The 22,645-nt window shown below is 67.9% G+C and carries 17 protein-coding genes; 9 read left to right on the top strand and 8 right to left on the bottom strand.

The window, feature by feature from the left end; genetic code table 11:
• Positions 1-69: 69 nt before the first annotated feature.
• Both RIE32_14340 and ligD read left to right on the top strand, forming a co-directional pair.
• The gene (locus tag RIE32_14340; GenBank protein MEQ9097432.1) at positions 70-912 is read left to right on the top strand and encodes a Ku protein; all 843 of its coding nucleotides are present in this window, start codon (positions 70-72) and stop codon (positions 910-912) included.
• Between the two features lie 9 nt (positions 913-921).
• Entirely contained in the window at positions 922-3,417 is a 2,496-nt protein-coding gene (ligD, locus tag RIE32_14335; GenBank protein MEQ9097431.1) for a DNA ligase D, read from the top strand.
• On the opposite strand, the gene RIE32_14330 is transcribed toward ligD, so the two are convergent.
• Genes RIE32_14330 through rdgB form a run of 3 tightly spaced genes read right to left on the bottom strand, consistent with a single transcriptional unit; the run spans position 3,407 to position 5,702 of the window.
• Positions 3,407-4,111, bottom strand: coding sequence for a dienelactone hydrolase family protein (locus RIE32_14330; protein ID MEQ9097430.1), 705 nt, complete (start codon positions 4,109-4,111; stop codon positions 3,407-3,409). The genes ligD and RIE32_14330 overlap by 11 nt on opposite strands.
• A gap of 6 nt (positions 4,112-4,117) precedes the next feature.
• A complete protein-coding gene (locus RIE32_14325) occupies positions 4,118-5,062 on the bottom strand; it encodes a VOC family protein (protein ID MEQ9097429.1) in 945 nt (314 codons plus the stop codon).
• 4 nt (positions 5,063-5,066) lie between these two features.
• Positions 5,067-5,702 (bottom strand): RdgB/HAM1 family non-canonical purine NTP pyrophosphatase, encoded by a 636-nt coding sequence (gene rdgB / locus RIE32_14320; GenBank protein MEQ9097428.1) that lies wholly within the window; start codon positions 5,700-5,702, stop codon positions 5,067-5,069.
• A gap of 373 nt (positions 5,703-6,075) precedes the next feature.
• Between rdgB and RIE32_14315 the strand changes: the two genes are divergently transcribed.
• A complete protein-coding gene (locus RIE32_14315) occupies positions 6,076-6,780 on the top strand; it encodes a hypothetical protein (protein MEQ9097427.1) in 705 nt (234 codons plus the stop codon).
• A 28-nt stretch (positions 6,781-6,808) separates the two neighbouring features.
• Here RIE32_14315 and RIE32_14310 read toward each other — a convergent pair whose 3' ends face one another.
• Complete coding sequence (locus RIE32_14310) at positions 6,809-7,231, bottom strand: hypothetical protein (protein MEQ9097426.1); 423 nt, start codon at positions 7,229-7,231, stop codon at positions 6,809-6,811.
• 142 nt (positions 7,232-7,373) lie between these two features.
• Here RIE32_14310 and RIE32_14305 point away from each other — a divergent pair, with 142 nt between their 5' ends.
• The 4 genes from RIE32_14305 to RIE32_14290 all read left to right on the top strand — a co-directional run bounded on the left by RIE32_14305 (position 7,374) and on the right by RIE32_14290 (position 13,677).
• Positions 7,374-8,630: a hypothetical protein gene (locus RIE32_14305; protein ID MEQ9097425.1), complete on the top strand. Its 1,257-nt coding sequence runs from the start codon at positions 7,374-7,376 to the stop codon at positions 8,628-8,630.
• A 155-nt stretch (positions 8,631-8,785) separates the two neighbouring features.
• Positions 8,786-11,176, top strand: coding sequence for a VWA domain-containing protein (locus RIE32_14300; protein MEQ9097424.1), 2,391 nt, complete (start codon positions 8,786-8,788; stop codon positions 11,174-11,176).
• Entirely contained in the window at positions 11,176-11,895 is a 720-nt protein-coding gene (locus RIE32_14295; protein ID MEQ9097423.1) for a response regulator transcription factor, read from the top strand. The genes RIE32_14300 and RIE32_14295 overlap by 1 nt, the downstream gene beginning before the upstream one ends.
• A complete protein-coding gene (locus tag RIE32_14290; protein ID MEQ9097422.1) occupies positions 11,896-13,677 on the top strand; it encodes a HAMP domain-containing sensor histidine kinase in 1,782 nt (593 codons plus the stop codon).
• On the opposite strand, the gene RIE32_14285 is transcribed toward RIE32_14290, so the two are convergent.
• Positions 13,674-15,365 carry a hypothetical protein gene (locus RIE32_14285; GenBank protein ID MEQ9097421.1) on the bottom strand — a complete coding sequence of 564 codons (1,692 nt, stop codon included), beginning with the start codon at positions 15,363-15,365 and terminating at the stop codon, positions 13,674-13,676. The two genes, RIE32_14290 and RIE32_14285, sit on opposite strands and share 4 nt — an antisense overlap.
• Positions 15,366-15,556: 191 nt before the next feature.
• On the opposite strand from RIE32_14285, the gene RIE32_14280 reads away from it, so the two are divergent.
• The gene (locus RIE32_14280; GenBank protein ID MEQ9097420.1) at positions 15,557-16,480 is read left to right on the top strand and encodes a GC-type dockerin domain-anchored protein; all 924 of its coding nucleotides are present in this window, start codon (positions 15,557-15,559) and stop codon (positions 16,478-16,480) included.
• A gap of 81 nt (positions 16,481-16,561) precedes the next feature.
• On the opposite strand, the gene RIE32_14275 is transcribed toward RIE32_14280, so the two are convergent.
• Genes RIE32_14275 through RIE32_14265 form a run of 3 tightly spaced genes read right to left on the bottom strand, consistent with a single transcriptional unit; the run spans position 16,562 to position 21,820 of the window.
• Entirely contained in the window at positions 16,562-18,523 is a 1,962-nt protein-coding gene (locus tag RIE32_14275; protein MEQ9097419.1) for a sulfotransferase, read from the bottom strand.
• Positions 18,520-19,959, bottom strand: a complete 1,440-nt coding sequence (locus tag RIE32_14270) for an ABC transporter ATP-binding protein (protein ID MEQ9097418.1) — start codon at positions 19,957-19,959, stop codon at positions 18,520-18,522. The genes RIE32_14275 and RIE32_14270 overlap by 4 nt, the downstream gene beginning before the upstream one ends.
• Positions 19,952-21,820, bottom strand: a complete 1,869-nt coding sequence (locus RIE32_14265) for a glycosyltransferase family 4 protein (protein MEQ9097417.1) — start codon at positions 21,818-21,820, stop codon at positions 19,952-19,954. Before RIE32_14265 ends, RIE32_14270 begins: the two co-directional genes overlap by 8 nt.
• 76 nt (positions 21,821-21,896) lie before the next feature.
• Here RIE32_14265 and RIE32_14260 point away from each other — a divergent pair, with 76 nt between their 5' ends.
• A complete protein-coding gene (locus RIE32_14260) occupies positions 21,897-22,589 on the top strand; it encodes a hypothetical protein (protein MEQ9097416.1) in 693 nt (230 codons plus the stop codon).
• Positions 22,590-22,645: the final 56 nt, after the last annotated feature.

Raw genomic sequence — 22,645 nt, 5'->3', positions numbered from 1 at the left:
TTGACGTGAGTCGCCGGTCGGACTCGGACGCTGGCCGCGTGAATCCCGGTCGAACAGGCGAGGTGCACCATGCGAGCCATCTGGAAGGGCCACATCTCATTCGGGCTGGTGAACATCCCGGTCTCTCTGTATCCCGCAGAGCAGCGGGCCGACCTGCAGTTGCACATGCTCGACTCGCGGAACTTCTCGCGCATCCGCTATGAACGCGTGAATGCCGAGACGGGCGAGGAAGTGCCCTGGGATGCGACCGTCAAGGGATACGAGTACGAGAAGGGGCAGTACGTCGTCATCGGCAAGGACGAACTGCAAGCCGCAGCGCCGGAGGCAACCAGGACGGTCGAGATCGAGGCGTTCGTGGAACTGGACGACATCGATCCGCTGTACTTCGACAAGCCCTACTTCCTTGAGCCCACCAAGCAGGGGCGCAAGGGCTACGTCCTGCTGCGAGACGCCCTGCGCGAGTCCGGCAAGGCGGGCATCGCCACCGTCGTCATCCGCACGCGGCAGTACCTGGCCGCGCTGGCCCCGCGCGGCGACGGGCTGGTGCTCAACCTCATGCGGTACCACCAGGAATTGCGAAGCTTCGACGACCTCGACCTGCCCGGCTCGGCCGACGACGTGGGCGTGAAGGCCAAGGAACTCAAGATGGCCCGCGACCTGATCGCTTCGATGGAGAGCGACTGGGACCCAACCGAATACCACGACGAGTACCGCGAACGGTTGATGGCGTACATCGAGGAACGCATCGAGTCGGGCGAACTCGAGCGTGCGCCCGACGTGCACGAGCCGGACGAGGGCGAGGCCCCGCCGCCCATCAACCTGATGGATGCCCTGAAGAAGAGCCTGGGCGGCTCCGACGAGAAGAAGGCTAAAAAGAAGTCGAAGAAGAAGTCCTCGAAGAAGGCCGGCTGATCCTGCGTCATGGGACTCAAGGCGTACCAACGCAAGCGCGACTTCTCGAGCACGCCCGAGCCGCGCGGCGACGGCAAGCCTACCAAGTCCGCCAGGCCCGTCTTCGTCGTTCAGAAGCACGACGCCAGCCGGCTGCACTACGACTTCCGCCTCGAGATAAGCGGTGCCCTCGCGTCGTGGGCCGTACCGAAGGGGCCCTCGCTTGATCCCAAGGACAAGCGGCTGGCCGTGCACGTCGAGGACCACCCGTTGGAATACGGCGACTTCGAGGGCGTGATCCCAAGGGGCTACGGCGCGGGCACGGTCATGCTGTGGGACCGCGGCACGTTCGAGGCCGAGGGCGATGCGGCCAGGGGCGTGAAGAAGGGCAAGCTTTCGGTCACGCTGCACGGCGAGAAGCTCAAGGGTGGCTTCACGCTCACCAAGATGCGCAGCACGAAGGACGACGGCGACAATTGGCTGCTCATCAAGCACGACGACGAGCACGCCGACCCCGAGCGAGACGTCCTGGCCGACCAGCCCACGAGCATCAAGACGGGGCGCAGCTTGAAGGAGATCGCCGCACAGGGTGCGTCCAGCACAAGGAAGCCCAGGTCCAAGTCAAAGCCCAAGCCAAGGTCATCGACGGGCCGCAAGGAATCGTCGAGGCTCCCCGTATTCGTGCCGCCGCAACTCTGCACGCTTACCGACAAGGCGCCGGATGGTGACGACTGGCTGCACGAGATCAAGTTCGACGGCTACCGCCTCGTCGCCCTTCGCGGCGGCGACCGCGTGCGCCTCCTGACGCGCCAGGAGAACGACTGGTCCGATCGGTTCAAGCCGATCGCCGCCGCCGTTTCGGGGCTGCCGGCGGACGCGGTGATCCTCGACGGCGAGGCATGCCTGCTCGACGCCCATGGCCACACGTCGTTCCAGGATCTGCAAAACGCCATCAAGGCCAGGAGGTTCGATCGCCTGGTGTTCTTCGCCTTCGACCTCCTGCACCTGGATGGCCACGACCTGCGGAAGCGCCCATTGGTCGAGCGAAAGGCCGAGCTTGCCTCGCTCCTCGCCGATCTGCCCGAGGACGGCGTGATCCGCCTGAGCGACCACGTGGTCGGCCAGGGCGAGGCGATGTTCACCAATGCCTGCGAACTCGCGCTCGAGGGCCTGATCAGCAAGAAGGCGGACGCCCCCTACACGTCGGGCCGATCGCGAACCTGGCTGAAGGTCAAGTGCTCACGGCGACAGGAGTTCGTCGTCATCGGCTGGACGCCGCCCGGCGGTTCGCGCACGCACTTCGGCTCGCTCCTGCTGGCCGCGCGCGACGGCGACGACAGGCTGATCTACACCGGCCGAGTCGGGACGGGCTTCAATGCGCGTTCGCTCGAGGATATCAAGAAGCGACTGGACGCCCTGGCCCGAAAGACGTGCCCGGCCGACCAGCCGCCGAAGGGGGCCGAGGCCAAGGGCGCCAACTGGGTGACTCCGCAACTCGTCGCCGAGGTCGCCTTCACGCAGTGGACCGACGACGGCCGCCTTCGGCACCCCTCGTTCCAAGGATTGCGGGAAGACAAGCCCGCCAGCGGGGTGCACATCGATGAGCCGGAGAGGGTGAACGCCGTGAGCACGAGAACCTCCAACGAGCCGACGGTCGAGGGCGTGCGCATCAGCAGCCCCGACCGCGTGGTCTTCCCCGACGCCGGCATCACCAAGCTCGAGCTGGCCGAGTACTACGCGGCCGTGGGCGAGCGGATGCTGCCGTTCGTCAAGGATCGCCCGCTGAGCACCGTCCGCTGCCCGCAGGGTCGCCAGAAGAAGTGCTTCTACCAGAAGCATCACACCGATACCTTCGCCGATCCGGTGCGCTCGATCCGCGTGAACGAGAAGGACGGCAAGGCCGACTACCTGGCGGTCGACTCGGTCGCCGGCCTGGTCGCGCTCGCGCAGTACGGCGTGATCGAGGTCCACCCGTGGGGGTCAAAGAAGGGAACGCTGGACAAGCCCGACCAGATCACCATCGATCTCGACCCCGGCGGCGGCGTCTCGTGGGAAGAGCTCAAGACCGCCGCCCGCCGCGTGCGCGACATGCTCGATGGCGTGGGGCTCACCAGCTACCTGAAGATCACCGGCGGCAAGGGGCTGCACGTCGTCGCGCCGCTCAAGCCCAAGGCCGACTGGGACCAGGCGAAAGCTTTCTGTCGCGCCGTCGCCGAAACGCTCGCGGGCGCGTACCCCACGCAATACACCAGCACCGCCAGCAAGGCCGGCCGCGGCGGCAGGATCTTCGTCGACTACCTGCGCAATTCACAGGGCGCCACGTCGATTGCGCCCTACTCCGCCCGTGCCAGGCCCGGGGCCCCGGTGGCCGTGCCCGTGCGATGGGAAGACCTGTCGCGCATCGATGCCGCCAATGCGTACACCATCACCACGCTGCCGCGGCGGCTGTCGCGACTCAAGGGCGATCCGTGGGAGGGCTACTTCGAGGCCACGCAAACGCTGCCCAGCGGCGACGCTATTTCCTGAGGCCCGCCAGCAACGCCTGCAACCGCTCGCGCGTCTTCTGCACCTGCTCGCGGCAGATCGTGTGCGGCAGATCCGGATAGCTCTCGATCTCGACCTGGGCGTGCATGGCGCGCAGGACGCGCGCGGTCTGCTCCACCCGGGCCCATGGCACGCGGACGTCCTTCTCGCCGCCGGAGAGTTCGACCGGCGTGCCCTCCAGGTCGCCGTGGGGCTGGAAGACCTGCTTGTGGTTGCCGATGAGCCCGCCGCTGTAGCCCACGATCATGCCGTAGCGGCGCGGGTAGCGGTAGGCAAAGTGCGTCGCCAGGCACGCGCCCTGCGAGAAGCCGCCCAGCACGCAGCGCTCGGGGGGCAGGCCCCGCTTGGCCAGGTGGCTCAGCAGCGACTCGATGACCGAGAACGCGCTCTCGATGAACGGCTCGTTCTTGTCGAAGTCCATCGTGAAGGGGTGTGGATACCAGGAACGCTTCTCGATCTGGAGATCGCCCGCGGCGGGCGCGAGGTAGCACACGCCCTCGAGCGCGTAAGCGTCGGCCAGCGAGAGCACGTCCTCTGGCCCGGCGCCGCGGCCGTGCAGCAGGATCATCGCGATCTTCGCCTCCTCGGGCGGGGCGCCCGCGTGCAGCACGGGGCCGCCGGCGTGCGGCGGGGTCTCCAGCGAGGTGTCGAAGGCGTCGTGTACGGTCGCGTCCATCCGTGTTCAGTCTCCATCCAGGGGCAGCAGGTGGGCCTCGATCTCCGCCCGCCGCGGCTCGTGCTGGGGTGGCAGCACCAGCGTACGGCCCAGTTCCCGCATCGGCTCGTCCACGTCGAAGCCCGGGCCCTCGGTGGCGATCTCGAAGATCACCCGGCCGGGCACGCGGAAGTAGATCGAGTGGAAGTACAGGCGATCGATGATGGGCGTGGCCGCCACGTTGTGCTCGGCCAGCCGATCGGCGACGGACGTGAGCGCCTCGTCATCGGCGACGCGCCACGCCACGTGGTGCACGGTACCGGCCCCCATGGGGTGCTGGTCGCCGGCGTCTTCGATGAGATCCAGCCGCCGGCCCGGGCCGCCGCCGGGCAGGGTGAATCGCCGGACATCGCCCTCGCGCTCGCCGGCGCTCAAGCCCAGCGCCGATTGCAGGAACTCGCCCGTGACGCCCGCATCGCGCACCCGCAGCGAGACGCCGTCCACGGTCCGGATCGCGTGCGCGGCGTCGACGCCGTCTTCCGACCACGGCCTGCCCACTTCCTCGACGTCGGCTTCGACCAGGCCCAGCTCCATGCCGTCGGGGTCGTCGAACTCCAGTCGATCGGCGCCGAACCGCGTGGCCTCCCGCACGTCGACGTCGTGCGCCCCCAGCCGATGGCGCCAGAAGCCGAGCGTTCCCTCCGGCACCGCCAGCACCGTCCGCCGGATCTCCCCCGAGCCGTGGCGGGCGCGTGCCGCGTGCGGATGGGGAAAGTGCGTGATCACGCTGCCGGGCGTGCCCACCGCGTCGGCGTAGTAGAGGTGGTAGGTCAGCGGGTCGTCGTGGTTGACCGTGCGCTTGATGAAGCGCAGCCCGAGCACGCGGCGGTAGAAGTCCAGGTTGCCGCGCGGGTCCTTCGCCAGGGCGGTCACGTGATGGACGCCCGAGATGATGGGGGTGGTCGGAGCCATGGCGTCAGGCTAGGGCGGCGATCGCCGCGGCCATGCGGCGGGCGGCCCGGGCCCGATGGCTCCGGGCATTCTTCTCGTCTGGCGACATCTCCGCGCTGGTGCGATCGAACCCGGGCGCCACCAGGAACAGCGGGTCGTACCCGAAGCCGTGCCCGCCCCGCGGTGCGCGGGCGATGCGGCCCTCGAAGGCGCCCTCGCTCCGGGCGAGCACCTCGCCCCGGGGGCTTGCCAGCACCATGACGCACACGAATCGCGCCGAGCGCTCCGCGTCGGGCACGTCCTTCAGGTCGCCAAGCAGCCGTGCGTTGTTGGCCGCATCGCGTTCGCGCCGCGGCCGGGGGTCGACCCCGCCGTCGGCCGCGTAATGGCTCGAAATCACCCCGGGCGCCCCGCCCAGGGCGTCGACCACCAGGCCCGAGTCGTCGGCCAGGCACGCGGTCCCGGTCTGTCTGGCGTACTCGATGGCCTTGATCGTCGCGTTGGCCTCGAAGCTGTCGCCGGTCTCGTTGGGCTCGCTCGTCGGCGTCGCGAGGTCGGCCAGGCCCACGACCTGGACGCCAAGCTCGGCGAAGATCGGCCGCAGCTCGGCGACCTTGCCGGGGTTGGCCGTGGCGATGGTGATGGGCGAACGCACGCGCATGGACGAGCGTAGACGATGGCCGGGCGGACGAGGTCGCGCGGCGCTCCGGCTCGATCCGCCCCGCGCCGCCGGGCGCGCGGAAGGCCGCGCGAGCCCATCGCCGCCCGAGACCCGCCCCACGCCAGCTGCCATCGGGCCCGTGCCGCACGCCACGGGGCACGAGCCGGGCCGCGTCCGGCGTGGGCCGATCGGCCCCCCGCGGCGGCCGGGTGGTCGCTGACACGGGCCGGGGAGGGGCCGGCAAGGGCCAGCCCGGGCGGGGCGGATTTCGATTGGAGTCCGGTGGTGAACGCGTCGATGCATGGGCGTGGCGGCCGAGTGGCCGTCGTACGCGGTGCATCCTGAGTCCTTGAATCCCCACCGGAGGTGCCCTGTGGCCCGACGAGCGAGCAAGAGCGATGCGGAGTTCATCGAGCAGTGCAAGCAGTGGAGCACGCACTGGGAGGCGGTCGATCCGGCGGGGTTCGGCCTGAGCGAGGCCCAGGTCGACGCCTTCACCCAGGCCTGCCAGGCGGCGATCCAGGCCGAACGCGAGGCCGGGCGCGCCGCCGACCTGGCCAGGGCGGCGTTCCTCAAGAAGCGGACGGCGCTCAAGGTCCTGCGCACGCGCTTTGGCGCCGCGGCGACCACCATCGACGCCACGGCCCGGCTGGAGGGCCCGGACGTGTACGCCCTGGCGCGGATCGACCCGCCCGGCGACGGCGGGCCGCGGCCCGTGCCCGCCGCGCCCGGCGACTTCACCCGCAGCGTGCGCACCGATGGGTCGATCGAGGTCGCCTTCGAGATCAACGACCGCGGCCGCGGTGCGCTGACGTACGAGGTGCAGCGGCAGCTCAACCGCGGCGTTGGCCTCGATGGCCCGTGGCGGCCGCTGATGACCATCGGCGCCAAGCGCTTCATCGATGAGGACGTGCCGCGCGGGCTCGCGTCGGTCTCGTATCGCGTGCGCGCCATCCGCAGCAACGGACGCGTGGGCCAGTGGGGCTTCGGGCCGGTGGTGTACTTCGGGACGGTCGCGAGCCAGCCCGGTCCGGTCCGGAGGCCCAGGCCCGAGGAGGGCGTGGCGCGGGCCGGGTAGCCGAAGACGACCGTCGCCCGCGCGGCGGCTACGCCCACGCCGACATCCCGCGCATCCAGAGCAAGCCGAACGCGATCACCGCGTACAGGCCGCTGGCAAATAGCAGATACACCACGAACCCGGGATTCTGCCTGGGCCACCACCTGGGAAACAGGGCCGGGAATAGTCGCGCTATCGGCACATACACCGCGACGATGCTGCCCACCACGCCGGCGTACCACCATGGGATCCTGGCTCGCGTGAACCAGGCGTCGCTCATTGGCCACGTGAGGGCGAGCAACCCCGCCATCGCCGCCAGGGCGATCGTGAAGACGGCCGACGCCGCGATGGATGGGCCCGCGAGGTCTGGCTCTTCGCCGGGCGAATATTCGCATCCGCACTCGGGGCACACCACGCGAGGTCCGGTGTCTTGGCGTGCGTCGTCGTACTGGCACTTGGGGCATCGCGACATGAGCACGAGATGGTAGTGGCGGGGCAGGTCGTGATGCCGCATCCTGACTGCTCGCAGCCGAACCTCCCGCCAGCGTGAGAGGGTTCCGGGCCGTCTCGGCCCCACCGGTTGACCGGCCCGGCTCCCCGCGCTTCACTGGTGCGTGAGCCTGCCCGAGCGGACATCCAGCGGCCATTCCGAGAGCCCTCGGAGCGGCTCTCGAAACGGCGCGGCCAAGCGTCCGATCCTCTTCACCGCCTTCGAGCCCAGCGGCGACGACCATGCCGCCCCGGTCATCGCCGAGATCATCGAGCGGCAGCCAGAGCGGCCCGTCTACGCCTGGGGCGGGCCCAAGATGGAGGCCGCCGGGGCGGTGGTCATCGAACGCACCGGCGAGAACGCCGTCATGGGCATGCCCGGGCTGGCCAAGATCCGCGAGCACAAACGCATCAACGCCCGCATCCGCAAGTGGATGGCCAGCCACAAGCCCGTGCTGCACGTGCCGGTCGACTCGCCCGCGGCCAACTTCCCCATCGCCGCCATGGCCAAGGCCAACGGCACGGGCGTCGTACACCTGGTGGCCCCACAGGTCTGGGCCTGGGGTTCTTGGCGCGTGGCCAAACTGCGTCGGTTGACCGACCTGGTACTCTGCCTCCTGCCCTTCGAGGAGGGCTGGTTTACCACCCGCGGCGTGCCGGCGCGGTTCATCGGCCACCCGCTGTTCGACCACGAATTGGATCCCCATCGCGTGCTCGAGCGAGCGAAAGAACTCCCCGAGTTCGGTCAAGGCGAAGCGAAGGGGCCATGGCGCATCGGGTTGTTCCCCGGCAGCAGGCCCAGCGAACTCGAGAAGAACCTGCCACTCCTGCTGGGCGCCTTCCGAGAGTTGGCCGCGTGCGAGAAATGCACGCGCGACGGTCGAGCGCCCGTCGCCATGATCGTCGCGGTGAACGAGGCCGTCGAGCAGCGCCTGCGCAACCTGGCCGACCGCCACGGCGGCGTGCCCGAGGGCGTGGGCTTCATCGCCGGCGATACCGACTCGGCGGTGCGATGGAGCGAACTAACCCTCGTGGTCAGTGGCACCGTGACGCTCCAGATTGCCCGCCAGGCCCGTCCCATGGTCGTGTTCTACAAGTCCAACGAGTTCTTGTACAACCTGATCGGGCGCTGGATCGTCTCGACGAGGTACTTCACCCTGCCCAACCTGATTGCCGGCACCAACGTTGTGCCCGAACTCGTCCCGCACTTTGGTGGAGCCGAGCCCATCGCCATGGCCGCCCGCACGCTGCTGACCGACCCGCAGGCCATGGCCGACCAGATCCAGGCCCTCAAGGACATCGCCGGTCGGTTCGACGGCCTGGAGGCGTCCATGGCCGCCACCGACGCCATCCTCGAGCAGGCCGCCCGCCGGGAAACCTGAGCCCGGCGCTCGATCGCAACGCCCCTGACGAGCCGCAAGGGCGTTTTTGCCCACCGGTTACGGCGTTGTTACGCACTTCTGACCGATCTGGAAGTATCACTTAGGGTGCGGGCCGGCCTCATTTCCCTCCCCTTGGCCCGCCCAGGAGGTGATCCATGACCAGGCATACCAAGCGTTTCCGGCCACTCGCACGCACCTCGAACAACTCCCGGTACGCTCGCGCGGGCATCCTCGCACTGGCCCTTGCCGCCACGGTGGCTTTGCCAGGCTTGGCAACGGCCCAACAGATCGACGTAGTCGACCGGCCGAGCGTCAACATCGTCGTGCCCCAACGGCGGGTCTGGATCCAGGGCGAGCCGCGCTCGCAGATCGAGATCAAGAGCGTGCAGGTGTCGGCAAAGGCCACCGGCCAGGCCGCCAGCACCACCATCCGCATCACGCTGCACAACCATGGCGGAAGCCAGGCCGAAGCCCAGGTGTTGCTGCCCGTGCCCGACGGCGCGGCCATCGGACAGTTCGTGCTCGAAGGCCTGGGCGAGCAGGGCATCGCCAAGATCATGCCCGCCGACGAGGCCCGCAAGATCTACAACCGAATCGTCGCCTCGATGCGCGACCCGGCGTTGCTCGAATTCGTCGGCACCAGCCTGGTGCGCTCAAGCGTCTTTCCCGTGCCCGCCAACGGCGAGCAAACCGTCAGCATGACCTACGACCACACGCTCGAGGCCGACGGCGACCGGGTCGAGTACGTGCTGCCGCGTTCGGCCGAGCTCATGCTCCAGGGCGCGCCGTGGTCCTTCGCAATGGATGTCGACAGCGCCCGGCCGATCGCGACCGTCTACTCGCCCACGCACGACATCGCCACCGAGACGCCCAGCGCCACGAGCGTGAAGGTCTCGGTCTCGCCCGAGGCCTTCAGCGGCACCCCCGGCCCGTTCCGCGTGGGATGGCTGCGCGAGCCGCTCGAGGCCGGCATGCTGGCCAGTTCCTTCGTGGCGTATCCCGATGCCGACGGCGGGGGCTACTTCATGCTCGTCGCCGGCCCGCCCGCCTTGCCCGATGACGGCGACCGCGAGCCAGTGAAGCGTGAGGTCACGCTCGTGATCGATAAGAGCGGCTCGATGCGCGGCGAAAAGATCCAGCAGGCCCGCGAGGCTGCCATGCAGGTCATCAGCGGCCTGAACGAGGGCGAGTACTTCAACATCATCGCCTACTCGGACACCATCGATCGCCTCGGCGATGCCGCCGTCGCCAAGACCACCCAGAGCGAGGCCGAGGCCATCGCGTTCATCAAGGACATCAACGCCGTCGGCGGTACGAACATCCACGACGCCCTGCTATCGGCGGTGCGCACCGAACCGGCCGAGGGCGTGCTGCCCATGGTCATCTTCCTGACCGACGGGCTGCCGACGGTGGGCGTGACGCAGGAAAGTGCGATCCGCGATGCCGTGGCCAAAGCCAACAAGCACGACCGCCGCGTCTTTGGCTTCGGCGTGGGCTACGACGTCAATGCGCCGCTGCTGACCGCCGTCAGCCGCGAGACCCGCGGGGCGCCCACGTTCGTACTCCCGCAGGAGAGCGTCGAGGCCAAGGTAGGCCAGGTGTTCCGCCGCCTCACCGGTCCGGTGCTCGCGTCGCCGAAGCTCAAGCCCGGCAAGTCCGCCAGCGTGAAGGACATGTTGCCCGGCGAACTGCCCGATATCTTCGAGGGCGACCAGCTCATCGTTCTGGGCCGTTATACCGACGAAAGCGAGAACCTGTCGTTCACCCTCTCCGGCGAGGGCGCTCAGGGCGAGCGTACCTTCAAGATGATCTTTGACCCCAGCCGCGCGAGCGTCGAGCACGCCTTCGTGCCGCGCCTCTGGGCCCAGCGCCGCATCGCACAACTCGTTGACGCCGTCCGGCAGGCCGGCGCCGACGGCAAGGGCGAGGTCAGCGATGAGCTGATCTCCGAGATCGTGGCACTGAGCACTCGCTGGGGCATTCTGACGGAGTACACGTCGTTCCTGGCGATCGAGGCGGGCGTGGAAGTAGGCGTCCAGATGGCCGTTCGAGGTGGGGCGGCAGACATGGAGGGCGCCACGCGGCTGGACGGCCTGATGCGCGAGTCCGCGGCCCGACCGGCCGCACCCGCGCAGACGAGCGTGCTTTACAGCCTCGAGTCTGCGCGAGAGGAGCGAACCGGCATGGGCGCCGTGCAGCAAGACGCGGTGAACCAGCAAAACATGCAGGTCAAGGCCGTCATGGCCAACCGCATGCAGACCGCAGGTGGAGCGCAGATCATCCTCACCGGCATGCGACAGGTGGGCGATCAAACGCTCTTCAGCCGCAACGGCCAGTGGGTCGACTCCTCGCTGCTCGAGGCGGTCGAGGCCAACAATGCCGACGTGGACGAGACCGTCGAGTTTGCGACCGAACGCTACTTCGAGCTGGCCGACGAGCTGGCCTCGGAGAACCGCCAGGGCGTGCTCGCCCTTGGACGCGACGTGCTGCTCAAGCGCGGCGGCAAGGTCATCCTCGTCCAGGCTCCACAGGCCGAGGCGCCCTGATGGCCCGGGCGCGGGTGCTGATCGTCGAGGACGACGCCGGCGTGCGCAGGGCCGTGGCCGACGCACTTGACGCGTTTGGCTACGCATCAGAAGCTGCCAGCGACGGCCAGGAGGGCCTCTCCCGCGCTCTGGGTGAGGTCTTCGACCTGATCCTGCTCGACGTGCGCATGCCAAAGATGGACGGGCACGAGGTGCTCGCCGAGCTGCGTCGCGCTCGCCCCGGCATGCCGGTCATCTTCCTGACCGCACGCGGCGAGGGCGACGAACGCGTCAAGGGACTGCGGGGCGGGGCCGATGACTATGTCGTCAAGCCATTCGGCACCGAAGAACTCGTCGCGCGCATCGAGGCGGTGCTGCGCCGCAGCCCCGAGCGCCCAACAACCGTCGCATCCATCCGGCTCGACGGACTGACCATCAATCTTGCTCGGCGGGAGATCGTGCGCGATGGCCAACGAGCCATCCAGATCACCGAGAAAGAGGCGGCGCTGCTGGGCTATCTCGCTGGTAGCCCGGGCAGGGCCATTTCTCGTGACGAACTGCTCAGCCGCGTCTGGGGGCTCGACCCCCGCGGCGTGCGCACCCGAACCGTCGACATGGCCGTGGCTCGCTTGCGTGAGCAACTCGGTGACGACCCGACGAACCCAAGCGTGATCGTTACCGTCCGTGGCAAGGGATACATGCTGGCCGAAGCGATCGTGGCCGGGGAGGCTGCCGGCTAGGTGCGTACGAAGAAGCTCATTCCGTGGGTCATCTACGCAGTCTGTGCGCTTGCCGTCCTCGAGGGGCTGGGGTACGCGGGATACAAGGCCCTGGACCTCCAGCGCCAGCGTCGCCAGGACGAAGCCATCCGCCTGGCACTCTGGCGCATGGACAGCGCGCTGACGGCCGTGCTCGCGGCCGAAAGCGCCCGCCCATACTTCCATTACCGTCCCTTCCACCCCGCCGAGCGGGCATACAGCAGGATGCTCGGCCCCGTTGAGCCCGGTGAAGTACTCGTGCCAAGCCCGCTCCTGACACGCGTGCCGCCCTTCGTACGGCTGCACTTCGAGATCGGTCCGGATGGCCGCGTCACGAGCCCGCAGGCCCCCGATGGCAATCTGCGGGACCTGGCAGAATCGGAATATGTAGCCGCCGACGATGTCATCGCCGCCGAGGCGCTTCGATTGATGCTGGCCGAACTGCTCGTGCCACGTCGCGACGCCGGCGTAACGTTGAGTGCGCCGCCGGAATCGCCCATCGATGCAGATCGATTCGCCCGCCAGGAAACCGCCGCGGCGGCACAACTCGCGGTAAGCCCCCAGCGGCAAACCCAAACTCCGGAACTCGACGTAGCCGATCAGGTCGAGTCAATGCCCGAAATGGGCGTCCAGCCCGAATCCGAAGAGAATGCGCGCATTCCGGCGGCCAGGGCACGCCGCGCACCGGACACCAAGACGGCGAGCCTTCAACCAGAAGTTGTCCTTGGTCCCCTGTCGGCAACATGGCTGGCCGGAGAAGAACTCGTGCTGATGCGCGACGTCCAGATCGGTGACACGCGCCTGACACAGGGCGTCTGGCTTGACTGGCCGTCCTTACAACACTGGCTGCTCGCCCAGGTCGCGGATCTGGCCCCCGGCGCCACGATCCGGCCCGGCGCAAGCGCTTCACGGTCGCTCGCGGTCATTCCAGCCGTTATCGAACTACCTGCGGCCGAAGGCGTCCTGGGTGAACTGGCATCGCCGCTCGGTGTCGTGCTCGTATTGACTTGGACGGCCGCCCTGCTGGCGGTCATCGCCATCGGTATCGTGCTGCGATTGGCGACTAGCTTGGCCGAACGCCGAGGTCGATTCGTCTCGGCCGTCACCCATGAACTGCGAACGCCCATGACCAGCGTCCGCCTGTACGCAGACCTACTGGCCAGCGAAGCGGCACAGGATGCGACCCGACGCGAGCGATTCGTGGGAACGCTTCAAGAAGAATCGGCGCGCCTCGCCCGCATTATCGAGAACGTGCTGGCCTACGCGCGCCTCGGCCGACCCAGCGGCGACGTCGAATCTGAGCAACGCACCGTCGGCGACCTCGTTGACCGCGTGCTCGCCGAGCACGCCCCGGCCTTCGAGCAAGCCGGCCTGACGATCCATTCGGAAGTGAATCCAGATGTAGCCGATCGCCGAATTGATGCCGATGGCGACGCGGCGGTCAGGATCCTCGAGAACCTGGTCGAAAATGCCTGCAAGTATGCGCACCCGCACGAGCAGCCAGTCGTGCGGATCACCGCTCATGAGCGCGATGGCATGGTGTTGCTGACCGTGCGGGATTGGGGCCCGGGCATCCCCGATCGCGAGCATCGCCGGATATTCGAAGCCTTTCACCGCGCTCCTCGCGATGAACTACGGCAGAACGGCTTGGGGCTTGGCTTGGCGCTCGCGCGAGGCCTTGCACGCCAACTCGGCGGCTCGCTCGAACTCGATGACGTATCGCCGGGCGCAAGCTTCACCATCCGCCTGCCGTTGGTTCGCTAGGGCGCAGCGGCCGCTTCGACCGGGCCGATGCGAAGGTCCCAGGCCGATGGGTCAAGCCGAACCCGTCCGATGGTTTCCTGGCCTGGCAGTACCGGACGAGGCCACGTTGCACGCGGACCATCATGGGGCAGGAACTGCGCGCCGAAGAGGATGGTGCCGTCTGGCTCAAGCCATGCTCGATCGATCGGCAGCGTGAATGCCCACCGATCGCCATCCGTAGAGAGAATTGCGCCGTTTGCCGGTGCGCCGCGCTCGAAGGTCGTCAGGCCCGAGCAGCGAACGATGACCTCCGCGCGCGGTCGATCGCTCGGACCGAATGCCAGGCGTACGGCATCGAGCTGCGGGGCGGGCGCCCCCGGCGCCGGCAGTTCGCACGGCGGCCGACGGATTTCCATGTACAGCACCCAACCATTCTCGGAAGAAGCGGGGGCGTTAAACCTCGTGTCTCGCTGCAACAGTCCGCCAATCCATCCATTCTGTCCGGGAGAAGTGGCCTGCGCGGTCTGCGAGACCAGGCCATCGAGCGTCCAATCCCGCCAGAAGGGACCAATGGGTAGCCCCGGTGGCGTCAAGTCGAGAGCATTGGTCGTCAGTTCAATCGAACGTGTCCGCCCACCCAGCCGAACCTCCCAGACCGATGGTTCTGAGCCGACGCCCGGACGTGGGGGGGCCGGCACCAGGGCCATCTCTCCCGGCTCAAGCATGCCATAGGCCTCCCATCGGCCCATCGGTGGTCGCGTCGAGAGCAACGCGGGCGCCCAAGACAGATTGACCACGGCGATCGCGCCGCCCACCACGCCGCCCGCGTCATTGGCGACCCAGGCAAGCCACTGCGGCTGCCTGTCAAGAAATGCCTGCACGGCCCGGATCACGCTCTCGTCGCTTGCACCGGGTCGCAGGATTGTCAGTACGAGATCGTTGATGCCCTGAACATCCGTCGGCCAAACGGGTAGGGCGATGTCGCCTGCCACCAGCCATCTCGTCAGCGCATCCGTAAGGCGCGAAGCTACCAGCGGTTCGATCTCATGCAACCTCTGAATCCCCGCCCGCCAGCGATCCGCCGACTGCTCTGCCCATCCATGCAGTACGTCATCCTGCCAATCGCTTGGTGGCGGTTCATATCCCAGGCGGTCGAGTGCCAATTCGGCCCGCCACCTGATGGTCGGGTCCGTCAGTTCTCCTTCGAGCAGGTCTATGGCTTGATCACGAGATATCACTGGCCCGGTCGGCTTGGGTTGCCGGCCATTATCGCCTTGCATGTCCGGCAGCAGCCAGAACGCGGGAATCCGACGCCCATCCATCCACGCCGATTGCCCAAGGCCGCTCTCGGGTACACGCGCAAAGAGCAGCGTCGTCGAGTCTTCACTTGGACGGACCATGGCTCGCCACTGCCCGCTCGGGCCGAGCCAGCCATGCTCGCCAGCGCCACCTTGCTGGTAGCCATAGCGCCGAACGCTGGTCTCGATGCGTTGACCGTCGCCCAGCAAAATGGGGCCGGGCGCGTCGTCCTGAGGCCGATCCCAAGCGGCACCACCCATCTGGATGGGTGTGACCAGAGCCCCGCCGGCAATCAGGGGCAGGGGCGACTCGACGAACACCGGCCTGGTGGCTCGGTGGGCGCAACCAACGTGTACCGTCGCAACGACGGTCAGGAGGCACGAGTTGACCAGCGAGGTCCATCGGGGCATGAGCGACATTGTACAGAGCGAAGCCCGTCCCGGTTGCCCGTAACGATAAGGGCGTCGGTCTCGTACGCCGCCCGACGGAGCCGCGATGGAGTCCGGCGTGGGGGCCCCAACAGGGGCGGCGCGACGGCTCCTTTCTTGGAGGCTGTCAGGGCAAACGAGTCCCGACGGCGGAGCGAATTGGGAGTTGATTCATGAACACGAATTCACGTCGGCAGCACGTTCTTCTCGCATCGATTACGCTGGGCCTCGCCGCAACATCCTTTGTGCATGCCCAGGAGCAGCTCTACGCGCTGCGCAATCCCACCTCGCCGATCCTGATGGAGCTCGATCCGGTGACCGGCGGCGAGCTGAGCTCGGCCTTCGCGACGGGCGCCGAGGCGATCTTCAGCGGCATGGCGTTCGATGCCGACGGCAACCTGTACATGATCGATGGCTTCAATGACGGCCTGAGCGACCGGTTGTTCAACCTGGACGTGGATACGGCGGCCGGCGTCGTCGTCGGTGACACCGGCGAGAACTGGAACTTCCGCTCGGTGGCCTACGACGCAACCACCGATACGCTCTACTCCGCTCGCGACAATGCCCTCTACACCACCGATCGCTCGACCGGCGCCGTGACGCTGGTTGGCAACATCACCGGGCCCAACCTCGATCAGCTCACCGGCTTTGCCATCGATGCCGACGGCCAGGCATGGGGCAGCGACATCGGCGACTGCTCGATCTTCATGATCGACCTCGATACCGGGGCCGCCACGTTCGTCGGCAACGCCTTCCCGGGCACCCGCAACTGGTTCAACGACCTCACCTTCAACGCCGACGGCGCCCTGTTCGGCGCTCGCGAGCAGGGCGGCGGCGTCTTCACCATCGATCAGGGCACCGGTTCGGCCAGCCTTGCCTTCTCGAGCCCCACGTTCCGCAGCATCTCGTTCACCCTGACCGAGGCAGACTGCTACGCCGACTTCGATGGCGATGGCGAACTGACCATCTTCGACTTCCTTGCCTTCCAGAACGCGTTCGACGCAGGCGACAGCGCCGCTGATTGCGATGCCGACGGCAGCCTGACGCTCTTCGACTTCCTCTGCTTCCAGAACGCCTTCGACGCCGGCTGCGAGTAAGGCCTCAGGCGCCTCTCAACCATCTCGACGTTCCAGCTACGAACCCGTGCCAACAGGCACGGGTTCGTTCGTTGTCGGGTTTCAGTCCCGGCGCATCACCGCGGCCCCGGTGACGTAGGTGTGGTGTTCTGCCGTCGACTTGTGCCACTCGAAGTAAGCTGGAATGTCCTGGGTGTTCCAACGAATCGGGCCGTCCGGTCGGGTCGAGCCAAAAGCACGGTGACTCCAGAGATCGCGCTCGAACTCGGCCATGGTCAGCGCCCGCCCGTTCCATTCGGGGAACTTCATCCCCATGTCTTCTTCGCAGATGTCAAAGCTCATCGCCAGGACGCCGCCGGGGCAAAGCGCCCGTGCGATCTCGTCCATGGCCCGTTTCTTGTCCGGCTGGTGCTCGATCACGCTCAGGCTGGTCAGCAGGTGTGCGTGCCCATCGTCGACGGGAATCGTCTCGTCATCAGTGAAGACCCAGTCAACCCGAACGTTCAGCTTGTTGCGGAGCTTTGACCAAAGGTCTTCCATGCCGCGCGAGGTTTCAACCAGCGTGACCCGGGCGCCCATCGTCGCGAGCCACCAGGGCATCGGGCTGAGTTCGCTGCCCATGTCAACCACACGCAGGCCAGCCAGCGGTAGCGGCTCGATCGCCCGGAGCCAAAGCCACGGATACTCCCAGATCTTGCTCCACGAATCAAACTCGCGCAGGCCATGCGTCTTCGCAAACGCATTCAGCTTCGACATGAATCCCGTGAACGGTGCGCTCTGCAACTCTTCGAGCCTGGCCAGAACGGCACCTGGCGCCGGCGCAGGCGTCCGAAGGCCCGTCGGATCGCCCGACTGCAACGCAAGCCTTGGCAACGCCGGTGCCGGCGTGCCCGCGCTGACGATTGTCAGAAGGTCCTGCACCTGCCAACGCTCCGCCTGTCTCTTGAGCCCGGCGGCGTGAGCGTCATCGGCAGGCACGATCTCCGTAGGCGCCCCCGCATACGCCAGCGCCAAAGCGGCTGGCGCAAGCGCCGGCGGCAGGGTCGCCCTGCCGCTCGCGGTGCCGCGCGCGGCGATCTGCACGATGGCCTCTCCAATCCGCGAGGCAACTTCCGCGGGACGCCGCTCCTGGCCGGGAAGCAAAGACTCGGCTTGCTCGCCGATGAGAGACGCCGTCATCGGGTGCGGCGCCAGGATGGCGCGTTCGCCCTCGGGGCCCGGCCTCCCGGGTGGGCTGAATAGAGACGCGATCGCCGAGAGGCCATCGCGTAGTGGCTCGTCGAATTCGGACATGCCCGACCCGATCCGTCCTGTCACGACCTTGCCATGCTGGGCGACATCCGAGCTGCCCCATTCCCAGGCCGGTAGATGGTGCCGCGTCGTGTCGTAGGCAAGCATGCGTTCGTCGAACGGCTCGCCGATGTGATCGCAAAGGCGACGCAACTCGTGCTGTGGTGAGCATACCAGCCGCTCGTAGGTCAGGTGAAGATGGGGCTTGCCGCGTAGAAACGAGGCGATCCGCCTGTTCCAATTCACCCATCGCAGCATTGCGGCCAGCGGTGTCGAGGCCGTCGAGTGCGCGGGCGTCATACGCAGGTTGTTCTCATAGACCGGCGCGATGCCGCGGCGATGCTCTGCCACGTGCGTCGTGCTGTAGGCAACGTCCAACGCATCCCGCGTGATCCAGATCCACCGCGCATCAGGCACAATGGCGTGCAATGCATCCAGATGCATCAACGCATTGGGGGTCTTCTCCGCCCAACGCTGCTTGCCACGCGAGTGCGCATATTCGAGCATCACCGTGTCAAGAAACGTCCGCGCCGCTCGGTGCACGATGCCGGGAGGCTGCTCGTAGCTCCTGCAGTATCCGTGCTCGGGCTCAACCATCGCACGCACCAGGCCCAGCAGCGTCGCGGGCTGGTGCTCGGCCAGCCATGGCGTCTCTGGACCGCAAGCAACGTGTGGGTGGGCGTCCAACATCGTGCGCAGCAGCGTCGTGCCGCTGCGCGGAACGCCGACGATGAAGATCGGAGCACGATCGGGCGAAGTCTCAGCGTTGGTCATGTGGTTTGCGTCGTCCGCTCGGTCGAAGGTGATGCCCGACCCGCCGGGGCCGAGTCGATCGCAAGCGGCAACCGCGCGACGCCGAAGAACGGAAGGGGTTCAAGGGGCGGGTGATTGATGCGGACCGGGCCCAGGCCATCGATCTGATCATGGAAGATGGCGCCGTTCGGGTCTCCGTCGCCGGGCGACTCGCTGGCCCCCAGCCCGAGCGTGTATTCGCCGGGGGTCAGATCGAGGGTAATGCGGAAGGTGACCACCGTGCGATCGCCCGGTTCCATCGCGGGCAGCGAAACGTGCTGCTGCGCTGTGCCCTGGCTAAAGACCTGGACACCAAACTTGTTGGTCAGGTACACACCTGCTCGCGGTGCGTCGATGTGTTCCCTCGCCTCGAGCAACACGCGAACGAGCATCTCCTGGCCGATTCCGTAGGTCGTAACGGACGCGTCGTTCTCATCCGTCACGCTCGCCGCCAGGATCATGAGCCCCCCGTGGCCATGCCGACGCTCGGTCTCGCCCACACCGCCGATGACGTCGTTCTGGAGCACCCGGCGGGCCAGCGCGACTCCGTGCGTGGTATCCGGCGCGTGCTCGCGCTTCGGAAAGCGCTCATCCTCGGCCTCGCCGTCACGGCTCCACTTGTCGGCGACCTTCTTGCCGCCCGCGCTCCGCAAGGCGGCGTGGTATCGCGCGATGGCATCGCTGGGCTCGCCCTGGAAGGCAACCTTGCCCTGATCCAGCAGGATGGCGCGGTCGCACAGATTGGTGATGGCGCCGGCATCATGGCTTACGAGCAGCATCGTGGTCCCGTTGTCCAGCAACTGATGGATGCGCTTGGTGCACTTTTGAACAAAGAAGATATCGCCGACGCTCAGGGCTTCATCGACGATCAGCACCTCGGGCTCGAAGGCGGCAAACATGCTGAACGTCACCCGCACCGTCATGCCGCTGCTGTAGCTGCGGACCGGGCGATCGAAGAACGCCCCGATGTCGGCAAACGACTCGATTTCGTCCATCTTCTCGCGTGCGAACCCAGGCGGGAAGTTCAAGAGCTGGGCCATGTTGTGCACGTTCTGCCGGCCCGTCAGGTCCTTGTTGAGCCCTGCCCCCAGTTCGATCAGGCTCAGCACGCGACCCCGCAATGCCGCCGTGCCCTCGCTGGCGATGGCCACGCCCGTGACCAGCTTCAGGAGCGTGCTCTTACCGCTGCCATTGCGACCAACGACACCCAGGCACTCGCCCCGTCGAAGTTCGAAAGACACGCCACGCACCGCCCAGAAGTCTCGATGCAGGCTCGCATGATTCAGCGTGGCCCATTCGGCCACGCGATGCCACGGATTGTCGTAGATCTTGAACCGCTTGCCCAGATCCTCGCAGCGCACGACCCAGTCATCCACCGGATGCGCCTTGTTCGATTGGATGCTCCGCGGACTACGCACGGGGCGATTCTACGGGCTTGGATGCACCCGCGTGGCGGATCCTCGAAAGCACGCGCGCCAGGCGATACGCCCGGCTGCTGCGGATGTCCGCCAGCTGCGCGCTGGCCGCGTCCCGCTCCATCTCGGCCTGCTGGGCTCGGCGCTCGGTTGCTTCCAATCGGGCCTGCCCGCCATGGAGCGTGCGTTCCGCGTCGGTCAGGCGTTTGACCATCGGCTCTCCGGGCAGATCGCCTCGGACCGCAAGCCCCGCCGGCAAGACGACTTCGGGCAGGGCCGCGACCCGCGCACCCCGCTCGATCAGCCCGGCAAGGATCGCCGTGGCCGTGCCCTCCACTCCGTCTTCCTCCAGACGCTGCCACCATCGAGCATCGACCGCCAGCGGACCGGGATGCTCGACCAGCAGCCGCGGATCATCGGCCGAAGGGGTCGAGAACGCCACGACCTCGCGTCCGTCCGGCCCCACCCGTGCATACCAGGGCACGACCGCATCCACGTCCGCATTCCGCCGAAGCGCATCGGTCAGCGCGCGTCGGACCCCCTCATCGACGGGGCCAAACGCGACCAGCGCCACCTCTCGCGCCGGCCGTGCGTCTCCCAGCCGTGGCCGCGTCGTTCGGGCGTGCTCCAGCCGTGCCGCAATGACGGGGGCGTCGCCGCAGAGCTGCTGCATCCGACGCCGAGCCGCGGCGCCCATGCTCCGCCGCTGCTCGTGTGACATGGCCACGACCCGGCGCAGCACCTGCGCCAGATCGGCCGCTTCGGAGGGCTCAAAGAGCAAGCCGCTCACGCCGTCCTCGATCATCTCGGCCATGCCGCCCGCCCGGGCGGCAACGGTGACCTGGCCGGCCGCCAGCGCTTCCATGCACGTGTTGGGATAGTTGTCGTTCGGGCTGGGGACGACGGCGATCGCGCAGCCACGCCGCTCCTCGGCCAGCGAGTCGGGCGTCAACTCGCCCAGGGCGCGTACGTCGCGCCCCTGGCAGTGCGTGCGAAGCACCGTGGCGCCGAACATCGCGCCCTCGACCCAGTCGAAGGTGTCGCGCCCGGCGATCCGCAGCGGTGGGGCGGCCTCGCCGAGCGTGCCGATCGCCTCGGCCAGCGTGTCGAATCCCTTGCGACGCTCCATCCGCCCGACGAACAGCATCTCGGCGCCGCTGGGCATCGGCGCATCCTCGTCCACCGCTTCGCCCAGCGGGTAGGGCGTCACCGAGATGTCGACGGCGTCCGGCTCCCATGCCCGTGCCCACTCGGCCAGCGCCCGACTCGGGCACGCCACGCCGTCGGCCCACCGCAGCACGTCGCGTTCCATCGATCGAAGCTCGGCCATCGCCCGGCCCGGCTGGGGCCCGCCCTGGAGTTCCTCGATCCAGGCCGTCGGCGAGTGCAGGTGCACGATGACCGGGGGGCCGTCGGCCCCGTGCTCGGCCAGCGGCCCGCGGCCCAGCCGGCGCTCGTTGAGGATGAACCACAGCAGCGCCCCGGTGTCGGGCGCCTCGATGGCGGGGGGGTCGAAGGTCTCGATCAGCCAGGGCAGGTGCTCGCGCAGCTGCATCGCCAGGACGCTCTCGCGGTGGAACGCCCAGAACGCCGCGTGGCAGGCCGGCCCGCTCGCCGAAGCCAGGATGCTGTCCCGCGGTCCCGCCCAGTCGGGCTGACCGTCGGCATGATTGAGGAATGGCAGTCGCACCACCCGCACGCCCCGCACGCCGGGGTCCTCTTCCACGGTCGGCTCGTCGCAGTCGCCCACCGTCACCACCACGGGCTCGCGCCCCTGGCCGGCCAGGGCCCGGGCCATGCGAACCGTGTACGTGCCGATGCCGCCGCCGATGAAGGGGGGATATTCGCGAGAGATCAGCAGCAACCAGTGGACTCCTGGGCCCCGGCGAGCCTCGGCCCGACAGTAGCCGCCGCGCGACGGGGTAGCCCTAGCATCGCCGGTGAACACCAGACCACCAGCCGGCCGGGCGTCGTTCTTCGCCAGCGTCGCCATCGCCCTCGTCGCCGCCACGGCCGTCACCGTCCTGGCCCTGGCCCTGCCGCCCGAGACCAGCACGCCGCTGTTCGAGGAGACCGGCCCCTTCGAGCGGGCTTCGCCCTGGCTGTGGCTCGCCCTGGCGCTGTTCATCCCGCTGGCCTTCCGCTCGAAGGCCCACACCGTCGCCGCGGGCATGATCGTCGCCTGCGCCGCCGCCGCCCGCGAGTGGGACTGGCACGTGGCCTTCACCGACTACAGCATGCTCAAGCCGCCCTTCTACTACCGCGAGGGCACGCCCCTGGAGGTCGCCATCGCCGGCGTGATCATGGTGCTGGTCATTGCCAGCGTGGTCGTCCTGGTCGCGCGATTGATCAGGCTCAAGCCCTGGAAGCGGCCCATCCCCTGGTGGGTCCTGGCCCTGGGCTTCGCGTTCTTCATGCTCGTGTTCACCAAGGCGGTCGACCGCGCCCCGGCCATCCTGCGCGACGACCTGGGCCTGATCGACCTGGACGAGCATGTGCGCCTCAGAGTTGTCTGCTACGCCATCGAGGAGGGGCTCGAGATGCTGCTGCCGGTGTTCTTCGGGGCCCATGCCCTGGCCCTGGCCCGCTGGCACAAGGCCCGCCGGCCCGCGGGTGATTCGCCGCGAACCTAGGAACTTCCCACGCCACGCCGCCCCGGCCGGATGCGCCGGATCATCGGTCCCAATAT

The sequence above is a fragment of the Phycisphaerales bacterium genome (assembly GCA_040221175.1).
Classification (GTDB): domain Bacteria; phylum Planctomycetota; class Phycisphaerae; order Phycisphaerales; family UBA1924; genus JAHCJI01.
The sequence above is the reverse complement of the archived record's forward strand: the minus strand, read 5'-3'. Positions and strand labels throughout refer to the sequence as shown.